This is a genomic window from Nocardia yunnanensis (genome assembly GCF_003626895.1).
GTDB lineage: Bacteria > Actinomycetota > Actinomycetes > Mycobacteriales > Mycobacteriaceae > Nocardia > Nocardia yunnanensis.
The window spans coordinates 3,090,347-3,103,583 of sequence record NZ_CP032568.1; the positions used below are offsets into that span (position 1 = coordinate 3,090,347).

Genomic DNA, 13,237 nt, shown 5'->3' on the forward strand with positions numbered 1-13,237 from the left:
TCGCGGCATGGCCACTGCTGTCGTCGCCACCTCGTACGGTGGACCGGAAGTCTTGTCGCTCATCGACGTCGAAGTCCCCGACCCGGGACCGGGTGAGGTCACCATCGCGGTTCGCGCGGCCGGCGTGAACCCCTTCGACTACAAGCTCTACAGCGGTGCGTTCGGCACCGACCCCGGCAAGTTGCCGCTGCGGCTCGGGCTGGAGGTGGCCGGCGTGGTCACCGCCGTCGGCCCCGACGCCACCGGCCCGGCGGGCCCGATCGCGATCGGCGACGAGGTCCTCGCGCAGGTAACCGGCGGTTACACCAGCGCGATCACCGTCCCCGCCACAGTGGTTGTGCCCAAACCCGCGGATGTCGACTGGAAGCAGGCGGCGGGCGTGCAGAGTGTCGGCGGCACCGCCGTGCACATGCTGGCCGCGACGCGCGTCGGTCCGGGTGACACGGTCCTGGTGCACGGCGCCGCGGGCAGCGTCGGCGCGCTGGCCGCGCAGCTGGCAGTGGCGCGGGGCGCACGCGTGATCGGCACCGCCTCGCCCAGCCGCCACGAACGCCTGCGCGCCTACGGCGTCGAGCCCGTCGCCTACGGCCCGGGCCTGGCCGATCGGGTGAAAGCCTTGGCCCCCAACGGTATCGACGCCGCCCTCGACACGGTGGGCACCGACGAGGCCGTGGACGTCTCTCTGGAACTGGTCCCCGATCGAGCGCGGTTCGCGAGCATCGTGGCCTTCGGCCGGGCGGCCGCGGACGGCTTCCAGGTGCTGGGCAACGGACCCGGCGCGGACCCCGGCACCGAGATCCGCGGCAATGCCTGGCGGGAACTGCTGCCGCTGCTGGCGGCGGGCAAGCTGGATCTCGCGATCGCCAAGACGTTCCCGCTGGCGGAAGCGGCCGCGGCGCACGAGTTCGTGAAGGACGGCCACGCCGGCGGCAAGGTGATCCTGCTGCCCTGAACGCCGCCAATCGATTTGGCGAAATGTCCCATATGAGTGACGCGCACGGCATATGTTGTTGCCCACAACATATGCCGTGTGTGCGGTCGCAACCCAGCGCCCGCCGCCTGAAAGGTCACCTGATGAGGACGAAAAGCGCGCTCGCGCTGAAGAAGCCTGGCCGTCGACGGGTCTATGCCGCCGCCGCGCTGGCGCTATCCGGATTGCTCACCATTACCGCCTGCGGGTCCAACTCCAGTTCCAGCGGCGGCTCCTCCTCCGCGAGCGCGTCCTCGGGCGGCAGCAGCAGCGGCGGCGGAGCCAATGGCACGGTCGGGGTGATCCTGCCCGAGACCGCCTCCTCGGCCCGCTGGGAATCCTTCGACAAACCGCTGATCACCAAGGCGCTCAACGACGCTGGCTTCGACGCCGACGTGCAGAACGCCCAGGGCGACGTGCAGAAGTTCACCACCCTCGCCGACGGCATGATCTCCAAGGGCGTCAAGGTCCTGCTCATCGCCTCGATCAACAGCGAGGTCGGCGGCGCGGTCGCGGCCAAGGCCAAGGCGTCGGGCATCCCGACCATCGACTACGACCGCCTCAATCTCGGCGGATCCTCGGACTACTACGTCTCTTTCGACAATGTGAAGGTCGGTGCGCTGCAGGGCCAGGGCCTGGCCACCGCGTTGAAGGACAAGCCGGCCGCGCAGGTCATCGAGATCGAGGGCGCCCCGACCGACAACAACGCCACCCTCTTCCATCAGGGCCAGGAGCAGGTGCTGCAGCCGCTCTACGATTCGGGCGCGCTGAAACTGGTGCGCAGCCAGGCCATCGACGACTGGAACAACCAGAAGGGCGGCACCACCTTCGAGCAGATCCTCACCGGTAACGGCGGCAAGGTCGACGGCGTGGTCGCGGCCAACGACGGTCTGGCGGGCGCGGTGATCACCGTGCTCAAGAAGAACGGCCTCAATGGCAAGGTCCCGGTGACCGGCCAGGACGCCACCGTCGACGGCCTGAAGTCGATCCTGCGCGGTGACCAGTACATGACGGTGTTCAAGCCGATCCAGCAGGAGGCCGACAGCGCCGTGAAACTCGCGGTGGCCCTGGCCAAGGGCGACAAGGCGGCCGCGGATGCGCTGGCGCAGAACACCAGTCAGGACCCCAAGGGCAAGCGCGACGTGAAATCCGTGCTGCTGCAACCGCAACTGATCACCAAGACCGAGGTCAAGCAGGTCATCGACGCCGGCTTCGTGAAGGCGTCCGACGTCTGCACGGGCGACGTGAAGCAGGCCTGCACCGATCTCGGCATCTCCTAGAGGACAGTCATGAGTGAGCCGCTGCTCCAAATATCCGGCCTGAACAAGAGTTTCGGACCGGTGCACGTGCTGCACGACGTCGACCTCACCGTGCCGGCGGGAGAGGTCACCGCGCTCGTCGGCGACAATGGCGCGGGCAAATCCACGCTGGTGAAATGTGTCGCCGGAATCCACGCCGCCGACTCCGGCGAAGTGCGGTTCCGGGGCGAGCCAGTGCACCTGCGTGGCGCCAAGGACGCGGCGGCGCTCGGCATCGAGGTGGTCTATCAGGACCTGGCCCTGGCCGACAACCTCGACATCGTGGCCAATATGTTCCTCGGCCGGGAGCGCGGCAAGCCGTGGCTGCTGGACGAGGCGAGCATGGAGGAGGCGGCGCGGCGCACCCTGGCCTCGTTGGGGGTGCGCACCGTGAAGTCGGTGCGCACCCCGGTCGCGGCCCTGTCGGGCGGGCAACGCCAGACGGTGGCGATCGCGAAAGCGGTGCTGTGGAACAGCAATCTGGTGATGCTCGACGAGCCGACCGCGGCGCTCGGGGTGGCGCAGACCCGGCAGGTGCTGGATCTGGTGCGTCGGCTGGCCGAACAGGGCCTGGGCGTGGTGCTCATCAGCCACAACCTGGCCGACGTGTTCGAGGTCGCCGATCGGATCGCGGTGCTGTATCTGGGCCGGATGGTGGCGCAGGTGCGGACCGCGGACGTGACCACCGGCCAGGTGGTGGAGTTGATCACCGCGGGACGTTCGGGTGATCTCGGTTTGGCGCGGCCCGAGGCCGCGGTGCTGTGAGCGAGGGAAGCACTGTCATGACCAATGTTTCGGAATCGGCGGCGGCCGAGAAGGATTCCGCGATCACCGATTTCGGGATCGACACCACCACATTGTCGACGCGAGAAGCGTTGCGCGACTACGTAGCCCGGCTACGCGGCGGCGAGATAGGTTCGCTGCCCGCGATTCTCGGGCTGATCGCGCTGGTGGTGCTGTTCTCGCTGATGTCGGATGTGTTCTTCTCGCTGAACAATATCGCCAACCTGCTGGCGCAGGGCGCGGGCCAGACGATCATCGCCATCGGGATCGTGTTCGTGCTGCTGATCGGTGAGATCGACCTGTCGGCGGGCACGGCGTCGGGCGTGGCGGCCGCGGTGCTGGCCATGCACTTCGTGCAGAACGGGAACATGTTGAACGGCATGGGCTCGACGGTGTTCTACATCTTCAACGCGTTGATGCTGCTGGCCGCGCTGCTGGCGGGACTGCTGCGGATCTGGCCGGGCGTGGCGTTCTCGCTGGGCGGGATTCTGCTGACCGTCCTCGGCATCCAGGCGAATCCGTGGATCGAGATGCTGCTGGCGGTGTGCGTGGGCGCGGCCATCGGTTCCATCACCGGATTCCTGATCGCCAAGATCGGCATGCCGTCGTTCGTGGTGACGCTGGCGTTGTTCCTGGCCTGGCAGGGCGTGATCCTGCAGCTCATCGGCGAGGGCGGGGTGCTGGGCATCAGTTCCTCGCACATTCTCAACGAGGTGGCCAACGGCAATCTGTCGACCGCGGGCAGCTGGGTGCTGTGCGTGGTGGCGGCGGGCGGATACGCGGGCGTCACGCTGGGCGGGCATGTGCTGCGCCGGCGTCGCGGGCTGGTCACCCCGCCCACGCCGCTGGTGGTGGCGAAGGTGGCGGCGCTGGTGCTGTTCGCGATCGTGGTGACGGTGCTGCTCACCGTCAACCGGTCACCGAGCAAGCTGATCGTCATTTCCGGTGTGCCGTACGTGGTTCCGATCGTGCTGGTGCTGCTGGTGGCCGGAACCTACGTGCTGACCCGCACCACCTACGGCCGCCACATCTACGCCGTCGGCGGCAACATCGAGGCGGCGCGCCGCGCGGGCATCAACGTAACCCAGTTGCGGGCAAGCGTTTTCGTCATCAGCTCGGCATGCGCGGCGGTCGGCGCCATCGTGTACTCCTCCAAGGTCGGGTCGGTCGATCCGCAGGCGGGCGGGCTCAACACCCTGCTGTTCGCGGTCGGCGCGGCGGTCATCGGCGGCACCTCGCTGTTCGGCGGCCGGGGCCGGGTGGCCGACGCGGTGATCGGCGGCGCGGTGCTGGCGGTGGTGTCCAATGGCCTTGGGCTGCTGCGGCAACCGGCCGCCGTGGTGTCCATCGTGACCGGACTGGTGCTGCTGCTGGCCGCGACCGTGGACGCGGTGTCGCGGCGCCGCGCCGCGGCAGCGGGCCGGTGAACCTGGTAGAAACCGGTTCATGACCGTCGCCCGACCGGACGAGGTGCGCCGGTTCAACCGGTCCAGCCTCCTGCGGCTGCTGCATACCGGAGGCCCCGCCACCCGGGCGGTGCTGGCGACCGAGCTCGGGCTCAATCGCTCCACCATCAAAATGCTGGTCGACGGGCTGACCGAGGACGGCGTGGTGGAGGAGAAGGTGCCCCGGCTGGCGCGCGGGGCCGGGCGGCCGTCGCTGCTGGTGCTGCCGCAACCGCAGGCGGCGGTGGTGCTGGCGGTGGACGTGCAGGTCGAGCACGCCGGGATCGCGCTGGTCGGTTTCGGCGGGCAGATCCTGGGCCGCAACAGCTGGAATCTGCATGGGCGGCAACGGGAACCGGACGAGGTGATCACCCACGTCGTCGAATCCGCGGCCGTGCTCGCCGGCGATCTGGGGATGCGGCCGGTGGCGGCGGGCGTGTGCGTGCCGGGGGTGGTGCGCCGCGCCGACGGGCTGGTGCATACCGCGGCGAACCTGTGCTGGGGTGAGGTGGCGCTGGGGCAGCGGCTGCGGACGCTGCTGGATGTGCCGGTCGTGGTCGGCAACGATGCCGAATTCGGTGCGCTCGCAGAACATGTCCGGGGTGCCGGGCGCGGGTCGGCGGACGCGGTGTTCGTGTCCGCCGACGTGGGCGTGGGCGGTGGGCTGATCGCGCAGGGCGCGCTGCTGCGCGGGTCGGCCGGATATCTCGGCGAGATCGGGCACATGACCGTCAACCCCGGCGGGCGAATCTGCCACTGCGGCAACGAAGGCTGCTGGGAGACCGAGGTGGGGGAGGCCGCGCTGTGCCGGGCGCTGGGGCTGCCCGAGCACGGTCCGCGCGGCGCGATCGTCGCGGAATTGCGTGAGCTGCACGGGGATTGGGAGTCGCGGCTGGCCCGCTACCTGGACTGGCTGATCCTGGGGCTGGTGAACGTGGTGAACATTCTCGGCCCCGAACTGGTGGTGCTCGGCGACCTGTTCACCGCCCTGCCCGAGGAGGCGGTGGCGCGGGTCGGCGAGCAGGTGCGCCGGCGCAGCATGGTCAGCCGGGCCATGGGCGGGGTGCGGATCGAGAAGTCCAGGCTCGGAGCGGATTTGAAGCTGCTGGGGGCGGCGGAGGCGGCGTTCGAGGGCGTGCTGTCGATGCTGTGAGCCCGACCGCTGTGGGCCCGGCGACCGTGCTGCGGTTGAATGGCGGCATGGAGCAGCTCCCCGAGGACTGGCAGCGCGGCATCGTCATCGTCGCGCACCCCGACGACATCGAATACGGCGCGGCGGCCGCGGTCGCGCGCTGGACGCGGCAGGGCAAGGACATTCGCTACGTGCTGGTCAGCAGCGGCGAGGCCGGGATCGCCGGGGTGCCGCCCGCGGAGGCCGGGCCGCTGCGCGAGGACGAGGAACGCGCCTCCGCCAAGGTCGTCGGCGTCACCGAGGTGGAATTCCTCGGCCACCCCGACGGCCGCATCACCGAATCCCTGGACCTGCGGCGGGATCTGGCCGCCGCCATCCGCCGCCACCGCCCCGAGATGGTGGTGCTGTTCAACTTCGGCGACACCTGGGCGCGCGGCTACGCCAACTCGGCCGACCACCGCGCCGTCGGCCGCGCCGCCCTCGACGCGGTCTCCGACGCCGGCAACGAATGGATCCACCCCGTCCTCGCCGACCTGCCCGCCTGGTCGCCGCGCTGGGCCGCGGTCTGCGGCGTCGCCGACGGCAGCCACGCCGTCGACGTCACCGACACCTTCGACGTGGCCGTCGAATCCCTCACCGCCCACCGCCGCTACCTCGAAGCCCTCAGCCCCGACCCGGTGGAAGCCCAAGCCCGCGCCGTCCTCGACCAGACCACCGGCCCCAAGGAAGGTTTCCCCGCCGCCCACGCCGTGAGCTTCGAGCTCTACTACTTCGCGGGCTGATTCATCGAAGGTTCCCCGTTTCGGATCGGCGGTTCGTGAACGCCGGTGCGGCGGTGTCAAGTGTGGTAGGTGCGGGCGGTGTCGGCGGGGTGTGGCAGTCTGTCGGCGTGCGAGTAGCGGTGGTGGCGGGTCCTGATCCGGGGCATGCGTTCCCGGCGATCGCGCTGTGCGAACGGTTGTTGGCGGCCGGCGATGAACCGGTGTTGTTCACCGGTCCGCGCTGGTTCGACGCGGCGCGCGAGGCCGGGATCGGGGTGCGGCGGCTCAAGGGGCTCGCGCCCCGCGCCGAGGACGACGACGAGGACGCCGGCGCGCGGATTCATCAACGGGCCGCGCACATTTCGACCGAGATCCTGCCGGAGATGAGCGCGATGCTGCCGGAACTGGTGGTGTCGGACGTGCTCACCGCCGGCGGCGGCATGGCCGCGGAACGGTTGAAGCTGCCCTGGGTGGAACTGTCGCCGCATCCGCTGTATCTGCCGTCGAAGGGGTTGCCGCCCATCGGAAGTGGGCTCGCCGTCGGCGAGGGCGTGCGCGGCCGCGCCCGGGATTCGGTGCTGCGCGGCCTGACCGCGCGGGCCATCCGCCGCGGCGAACTGCAACGCGAGCAGGCGCGCGCGAGTGTCGGCCTGCCGCCGCAGGATCCGGGCCCCACCGCCCGCCTCGTCGCCACCCTGCCCGCCCTCGAGGTGCCGCGCCCCGACTGGCCCGACAACGCCCACCTGATCGGCCCGCTGTTGTGGGAGCCCACCGACCACGTCCTCGACCTGCCGCCCGGTGACGAGCCACTGGTCATGGTCGCCCCCTCCACCGCCCAGACCGGGCACGCGGGCCTGGCCGAAACCGCCCTCGAGGCCCTGGAGGGCGCGGGCGTCCGCGTCGCCATCTCCATGCTCGACACCCCGCCCGCCAACCTACCCCCCTGGGCCACAGCCGGTTTGGGCCGCCAGGACGAACTCCTCCGCCACGCGTCCGTAGTCATCGGCGGCGGCGGCCACGGTCTGCTCGCCAAATCCCTCCTCGCCGGCGTCCCCATCGTCACCGTCCCCGGCGGCGGCGACCAATGGGAACTCGCCAATCGCGCCGCCCGCCAAGGCAGCTCGATCCTCATCCGCCCCCTCACCCCCGAGTCCCTCCGCGACGCCGTCAAACGCCTCCTGGACGACCCCACCTACACCCAATCCGCCCACTCCGCCGCCACCACCGCCGCCATAGTCTCCAACCCCATCGACATCTGCCACGCCGCCGCATCCGCCGGCCGTTGAGTGGCACACCAGCGCGGCGTTTTCGGACAAAACCCCTCGCTGATGTGCCACTCGGCGGGGTGGAGTGGGGGTGGCGTAGGCTCGCGGCCGTGCGATTGACCGAGTTTCAGGAGTTGTTGCATAGCGAGTTCGGGACGGCGCGGGGGGACGTGCTGTTGAGCGATCATGTGTTGCCGTCGTTGGGGAGGACGGGGGCGCAGGCCATCGAGGCGGGGGTGGATCCGCGGGACGTGTGGCGGGAGCTGTGCGCCGAATTCGATGTGCCGAAGTCGCGGTGGTGACGGGCGGGCGTCAGTCCGACCGGGTTTTCTTCGCGTAGTGGCGGGTGGCTTTCGCGCGGTTGCCGCAGGACGTCATCGAATGCCAGCGGCGCGCACCGTTTTTCGAGGTGTCCAGGAAGAACAGGATGCAGTGCGGGTGATCGCACTGTTTGATGCGGTCCGGAGTGCTCGCCAGCAGGTGGAGCAGGTTGTCGGCGGCCAGCCAGCCGGGTAGGCGGGCGGGGTCGGCGACGTCGGGGAGCGAGGCCGGACCGTCGGGGGTCAGGGCGCGGCGGATACGGCCGTGTGCCAGGACGGCATTCAGATCGTCGGCCGTCTCCTTGTCGACCGCGCGCAGGATGGCTTCGCGGGCCTCGACGAGAGCTTGACGGGTGGGTTCGTCGGCGGGCAGGGCGAGGTGGTTGTCGGCCAGCCATTGCCGGACGCCGGCTACGTCGGTGAGCAGGTCCTGCCGGCCGTCGGCGCTGATCCAGCGGGTGTTGAGCAGGTCGAGGGCGAGTGGTTCACCGAGGTGGGGGCGTGGATCGGGCACGCCTGAGGGTATCGGCCGGTGGGCTGGCATCGAGTCCGCGACTCCTTTCTAACCGGTGAAATCAACTATAGGGGTTGACTGGCGTGGCTTGCTGTCGCTACGTTCTAACCAGTCAAACAATCGTTGATGGTTAGATTTTCCGAAGGGGTTCACCATGACCGCACCTGTTCTCGCCACCGGGCATATCGGCCTCAATGTCACCGATCTCGACCGGTCGGTCGCGTTCTATCGCAGGGCTCTCGGTCTCGAACAGCTCGGCGCGGGCGGCGAAGGGGAGCACCGTTTCGCTTTCCTCGGTCGCGACGGCGCACTCCAGGTGACGCTGTGGCAGCAGAGCGATGGTGAGTTCTCGGCGAAAACTCCCGGGCTGCATCATCTTTCGTTCCAGGTCGACACCATCGATCAGGTGCATGCGGTGGAATCGGTGCTGAAGGACCTGAACGTCTCCTTCGCGCACGACGGCGTCGTCGCTCACGGTGAGGGCGCGGCGTCCGGCGGCATCTTCTTCCACGACCCCGACGGCATCCGCCTCGAGGTCTACGCGCCGACGGGTGCCGATCACGCGCCCGCGCCGAACGGTGCGGCTCCTACCTGCGGATTCTTCTGACCAACGGCGAGAACTGGATTCGTGGACGAGGTGGGGTTGTGAACGGACTATCGGTCTTTCATGCGGGCGAGTTGGCTGTGCAACGGCGCATGGGGCAGGCGGATATCGCGCAGCGAGTCGGCCGGACGATCAGCGCCGACATTCCCGTTGTCGCGGCGGCGTTTCTGGCCGAGCAAACCATGATCGTGGTGGCTGCGGCCGATGACGCCGGTCGGCTGTGGGCGGGCCAGTTGGTCGGACCGCCCGGCTTCGTTCGCGCCTCCGGTACCCGGAGCATCGATGTCGAGGCACGGCCGGTGGATGGTGAACCGCTTGCCGAAGCCTTGTGTAGCGCAAGGCATGTCGGCATGATCGCCTTGCAGCCGCAGCGACGGCGTCGGATGCGGGTGAACGGAGTGATCGCGCCTGCCGCGTACGGGCTGCACATCGAGACCGCGCAGGTGTACTCGAACTGCCCGAAGTACATTTCGCGGCGTGACGTCCGAGAATGGGTCACTGGCGGCACTCCGGCTGTGAGTCGATCCACCGGATTGAACGACGCGCAGCAGCAGATGATTTCGCGTGCCGACGCCTTCTTCGTCGCCTCCGCCGACCCCGACGGTAACGCCGACGCCTCTCACCGCGGCGGCAATCCCGGCTTCCTACAAGTGCTTTCCCCGACCCGCCTACGCTGGCCCGACTACCGCGGCAACTCCATGTTCATGACCCTCGGCAATATCGCCGCCGACCCGCGGTGCGGACTGCTGATCCTGGATTGGCGGACCGGCGTCGCCCTTCAGCTCACCGGCACCGCCGAAATCTCCTGGGATGAGGCGACATTCACTACCAGCGCACAATGCGCCATCGACTTCACCATCACCGAAGTGGTCGAGATCGTGGACGCGAGCCCGCTGCGCTGGAGCGAACCCGAACTGTCTCCGGTCAATCCCTGACCACTTCATAACCCCCATGAAGGGCTCCGACATGCGTCCTCCGCTACCCCCGTTCAATATGGAATCCGCCAAAATCAAGGTTCGTGCCGCCGAAAGCGCTTGGAACACCCGTGATCCCGAGACCGTCGCACAGGCTTACACCGAGGATTCGGTGTGGCGCAACCGCGACGAATTCCTCACCGGCCACGCCGAAATCATCGACTTCCTGAAACGCAAGTGGGCCACCGAGAACGGCTACGCCCTGCGCAAGGAGCTCTGGGGCTTTCGCGAGAACCGCATGGCCGTGCGCTTCCAATACGAGTGGCACGACGAGCACGGTCAGTGGTATCGCAGCTACGGCAACGAACTGTGGGAATTCGCCCCCGACGGCCGCATGTCCCGCCGCGAGGCCAGCATCAACGACATCCCCATCCCAGAGTCCGACCGCCGCATCTTCGGCCCCCGCACCCCCGCCGAAGCCGACACACCCCTTCCCCTGCAATGAAGATCAGGGAGCTCTCAACGAGGAATTCGTCCGAATTCACCACGGTGAGAGCTCCCTCGATCGGGTGTCAGGACACTGGGGTGGGGGTGCGTTGGGGGAGGCGTTCGTGGGTGCGGAAGAGGGAGTAGACGAGGACGCCGGAGAGGATTCCGACGGCGCTGGCGACGGCGACTGCTGAATCCAGACCGGTTGTGAAGTGGGACAGGGTTGGGTGGGTGTCGCCGGCGGCGCTGCGGAAGACCGTGCCGAGTACCGCTACGCCCAGGGCCAGACCCAGTTGGCGCGCGGTGTTGACCGCGCCGGCGGCGGTGCCGCTCTGCTGGGGCGGGACCGCGGCCATGCCGACCGCTACCAGCGGCGGGGCCATTACGCCGACGCCCGCGCCGATCACCAGTAAGCCGGGAATCGAAGCGGTCCAGGAGGATTCGGCGTCGATGACGGTCAGCAGGCCGCTGCCCACACCGATGAGGATCAGGCCGCCGCCGATCGTCCAGCGCGGGGACAGTTCGTGCAATTGCCGGCCGAACACGCCCGAGACCAGGAAGGCGCTCACCGACATCGGCAGCAGGGACAGTCCGGCGCGCAGCGGGGTCAGGTGCAGTTGCTGCTGTAGCCACAGCGAGATCAGCGGGCTGGCGGCGAAGGCCGCGAAACTCATTCCCAGCGCGGCGATCAGGGTGGCGACCAGGCCGGTGTGGCGCAGTAGCGGCAGCGGCAACATCGGTGCGGCGCTGCGGGATTCGATGACGACGAACGCGATCAGCGCCAGCGCGCCGACGATCAGGGTGGTCACGGCGCGGGAGTCGGTCCAGCCGTGCTCGCCGCCGCGGATGATGCCGTAGGTGACCGCGGTCGCGGCGACGGCGAAGGCGGCCATGCCGGGCAGGTCGATGCCGCGGTCGGCGCGGCGCGGGGACGGGCCGAAAGCGATGGCGGTCAAGGGAATCGTGATCGCCGCGATCGGCAGGTTGACGAAGAAGATCCACCGCCACGACAGCAGATCGGTGAGCACGCCGCCGAGCACCACGCCGATGCCGGCGGACGCGCCCGCCACCGCACCCCACGCGCCGAACGCGATACCGCGATCGCGGCCGGTGTAGGTGGCGTGCAGCAGTGACAGGGTGGTCGCGAGCATGGCCGCGCCGCCGATGCCCTGCGCGGTCCGCGCCGCCACCAGCACCGCCGCGGACTGCGCGACACCGCACGCCAGAGACGCGGCCGCGAACAGGACCAGACCGACCAGATAGGTGGGCTTCGCGCCGACCCTGTCCGCGAGCGAACCCAGCACCAGCAGCAGGGCGGCCAGCGCCAGGGCGTAGCCGTCGACGACCCACTGCAAGCCGGACAGTCCGGTGCCGAGATCGGTGGCGATGTCGGGCAGCGCGACATTCACGATGGTGACGTCGATGAGCAGCATGAGTGTCCCCAGACACGCTGCGAACAAAGGGAGCCATTTCTTCGATTGACGCACCCGCATGGGAACCTCCGGGAGAACGAACGATTTCGTCACCTAGACTGGCGATCGACGCGGGCATCCCATAACCGCACGGTCTATCGCGAAGGATTCCTCCCATGGACGGCGAGAAGGCGGACGAATCCTCCGTGCTGGACAAGCTCGACAAGCAGATCATTCACGGCCTGGTCACCGACGCGCGCATCCCCTTCGCCCGGCTCGGCGCGATCCTCGGCGTCTCCGAGCAGACCGTGGCCAGGCGCTATCGGTCGCTGCGACGGCGCGGCATGGTCCACGTCGCGGGGCAGGTGAACACCGTGCCGCTGGGGCGAACCCGGTGGATTCTGCGCATCAAGACCGCGCCGAACCGGGCGGTCGCGCTGGCGGAAGCGCTCGCCCGGGTGCCCGACGTGAGCTGGGTTTCCTTGCTGGCCACCGGTTTCGAGGTGACCTGCGTGTGCCGGCCGCGGTCGGCGGAGCGGCAGGAGGAACTGCTGCTGCGCATGATTCCCCGGGCCAGCCAGGTGCTCGAACTGTCCGTGCACGAGGTGATCCGGCAGTTCCCGTTCGAGGAGGAATGGCCGCGCTACGGCTACCTGTTCAGCGCGGGGCAATTGCGCGAACTCGGTCCGCGACCGCCCATGTGGGAGCCGCGCGGGCCGGAGACGCCGGTCGCGCTGTCGCGGGAGGACGAGGCCATGCTGGCGATTCTGGCGCGCGACGGGCGCGCCTCCTACGCGCAGATCGCGACCGCCACCGGGTGGAGCGCCAGCCGGGTGACGCGGCGCATGAGCGAGCTCATCGACTCCGGGGTGCTGTACTTCGATCTCGACTTCGCCTTGGAGCGAATGGGTTACGTGTCGCGAGCCATGCTGTGGATGCGGGTGCGGCCCGGTGAGCTGGAGGCGGTGGGGAAGGCGGTGGCCACGCATCCGGAGGTCGCCTATGTCGCGGCGACGACGGGGCGGTCGAATCTGTCGGCCTCGGTGGTGTGTCACGACACCGCGCATCTGTACCGGTACGTGACCGATTCGCTGGGGGCGCTGCCGGGCATCAACGATGTCGAGGTGATGTCGGCGCTGCGGATCTTCAAGCAGTCGCAGACGCTGGTCGACGATCGGAAGATCGCGGTCGCGCCCTAGCTTCGGGTGTGGTCGTGGCCCCGGCTCGGGCTTGCTCACCGTTTGCCATCAGGTCTTTCGCGTGTCGTGCCGCGCGTCGCTTGCGTCGAACATCTGTTCGTCTAAGCTCGTCGTCGGAACTTGTCGGTGCC

General features: G+C 69.0%; 14 protein-coding genes. 12 read left to right on the plus strand and 2 right to left on the minus strand.

Features of this window, described 5'->3' with window-relative positions; translation table 11 throughout:
• Positions 1 to 7 precede the first annotated feature (7 nt).
• From D7D52_RS14340 to D7D52_RS14375, 8 genes are all read left to right on the plus strand, one after another.
• The gene (locus D7D52_RS14340) at positions 8 to 952 is read left to right on the plus strand and encodes a quinone oxidoreductase family protein (protein ID WP_120736791.1); all 945 of its coding nucleotides are present in this window, start codon (positions 8 to 10) and stop codon (positions 950 to 952) included.
• 122 nt (positions 953 to 1,074) lie between these two features.
• On the plus strand, positions 1,075 to 2,250 hold the full coding sequence (locus D7D52_RS14345) for a sugar ABC transporter substrate-binding protein (RefSeq protein WP_120736793.1): 1,176 nt from the start codon (positions 1,075 to 1,077) through the stop codon (positions 2,248 to 2,250).
• A 9-nt stretch (positions 2,251 to 2,259) separates the two neighbouring features.
• Positions 2,260 to 3,033 (plus strand): ATP-binding cassette domain-containing protein, encoded by a 774-nt coding sequence (locus D7D52_RS14350; protein WP_120736795.1) that lies wholly within the window; start codon positions 2,260 to 2,262, stop codon positions 3,031 to 3,033.
• A 17-nt stretch (positions 3,034 to 3,050) separates the two neighbouring features.
• Entirely contained in the window at positions 3,051 to 4,478 is a 1,428-nt protein-coding gene (locus tag D7D52_RS14355) for a sugar ABC transporter permease (protein WP_120736797.1), read from the plus strand.
• 19 nt (positions 4,479 to 4,497) lie between these two features.
• Entirely contained in the window at positions 4,498 to 5,649 is a 1,152-nt protein-coding gene (locus D7D52_RS14360; RefSeq protein WP_120736799.1) for an ROK family transcriptional regulator, read from the plus strand.
• 47 nt (positions 5,650 to 5,696) lie between these two features.
• Positions 5,697 to 6,410 carry a PIG-L deacetylase family protein gene (locus D7D52_RS14365; RefSeq protein ID WP_120744105.1) on the plus strand — a complete coding sequence of 238 codons (714 nt, stop codon included), beginning with the start codon at positions 5,697 to 5,699 and terminating at the stop codon, positions 6,408 to 6,410.
• Positions 6,411 to 6,517: 107 nt separating this feature from the next.
• Positions 6,518 to 7,675, plus strand: a complete 1,158-nt coding sequence (locus tag D7D52_RS14370) for a glycosyltransferase (protein ID WP_120744106.1) — start codon at positions 6,518 to 6,520, stop codon at positions 7,673 to 7,675.
• A gap of 89 nt (positions 7,676 to 7,764) precedes the next feature.
• Positions 7,765 to 7,956, plus strand: a complete 192-nt coding sequence (locus D7D52_RS14375; RefSeq protein WP_120744107.1) for a DUF3046 domain-containing protein — start codon at positions 7,765 to 7,767, stop codon at positions 7,954 to 7,956.
• A gap of 10 nt (positions 7,957 to 7,966) precedes the next feature.
• Here the strand turns inward: D7D52_RS14375 and D7D52_RS14380 are convergent, their stop codons facing one another.
• Positions 7,967 to 8,488, minus strand: a complete 522-nt coding sequence (locus D7D52_RS14380) for a CGNR zinc finger domain-containing protein (protein ID WP_120736801.1) — start codon at positions 8,486 to 8,488, stop codon at positions 7,967 to 7,969.
• A gap of 154 nt (positions 8,489 to 8,642) precedes the next feature.
• Here D7D52_RS14380 and D7D52_RS14385 point away from each other — a divergent pair, with 154 nt between their 5' ends.
• The 3 genes from D7D52_RS14385 to D7D52_RS14395 all read left to right on the plus strand — a co-directional run bounded on the left by D7D52_RS14385 (position 8,643) and on the right by D7D52_RS14395 (position 10,511).
• Entirely contained in the window at positions 8,643 to 9,095 is a 453-nt protein-coding gene (locus tag D7D52_RS14385) for a VOC family protein (protein ID WP_120736803.1), read from the plus strand.
• 89 nt (positions 9,096 to 9,184) lie between these two features.
• Positions 9,185 to 10,027: a pyridoxamine 5'-phosphate oxidase family protein gene (locus D7D52_RS14390; protein WP_120736805.1), complete on the plus strand. Its 843-nt coding sequence runs from the start codon at positions 9,185 to 9,187 to the stop codon at positions 10,025 to 10,027.
• Between the two features lie 31 nt (positions 10,028 to 10,058).
• The gene (locus tag D7D52_RS14395) at positions 10,059 to 10,511 is read left to right on the plus strand and encodes a nuclear transport factor 2 family protein (RefSeq protein ID WP_120744108.1); all 453 of its coding nucleotides are present in this window, start codon (positions 10,059 to 10,061) and stop codon (positions 10,509 to 10,511) included.
• A gap of 67 nt (positions 10,512 to 10,578) precedes the next feature.
• Here the strand turns inward: D7D52_RS14395 and D7D52_RS14400 are convergent, their stop codons facing one another.
• The gene (locus D7D52_RS14400; RefSeq protein WP_120744109.1) at positions 10,579 to 11,988 is read right to left on the minus strand and encodes an MFS transporter; all 1,410 of its coding nucleotides are present in this window, start codon (positions 11,986 to 11,988) and stop codon (positions 10,579 to 10,581) included.
• Positions 11,989 to 12,083: 95 nt separating this feature from the next.
• Here D7D52_RS14400 and D7D52_RS14405 point away from each other — a divergent pair, with 95 nt between their 5' ends.
• Complete coding sequence (locus tag D7D52_RS14405; protein WP_120736807.1) at positions 12,084 to 13,106, plus strand: Lrp/AsnC family transcriptional regulator; 1,023 nt, start codon at positions 12,084 to 12,086, stop codon at positions 13,104 to 13,106.
• Positions 13,107 to 13,237 lie beyond the last annotated feature (131 nt).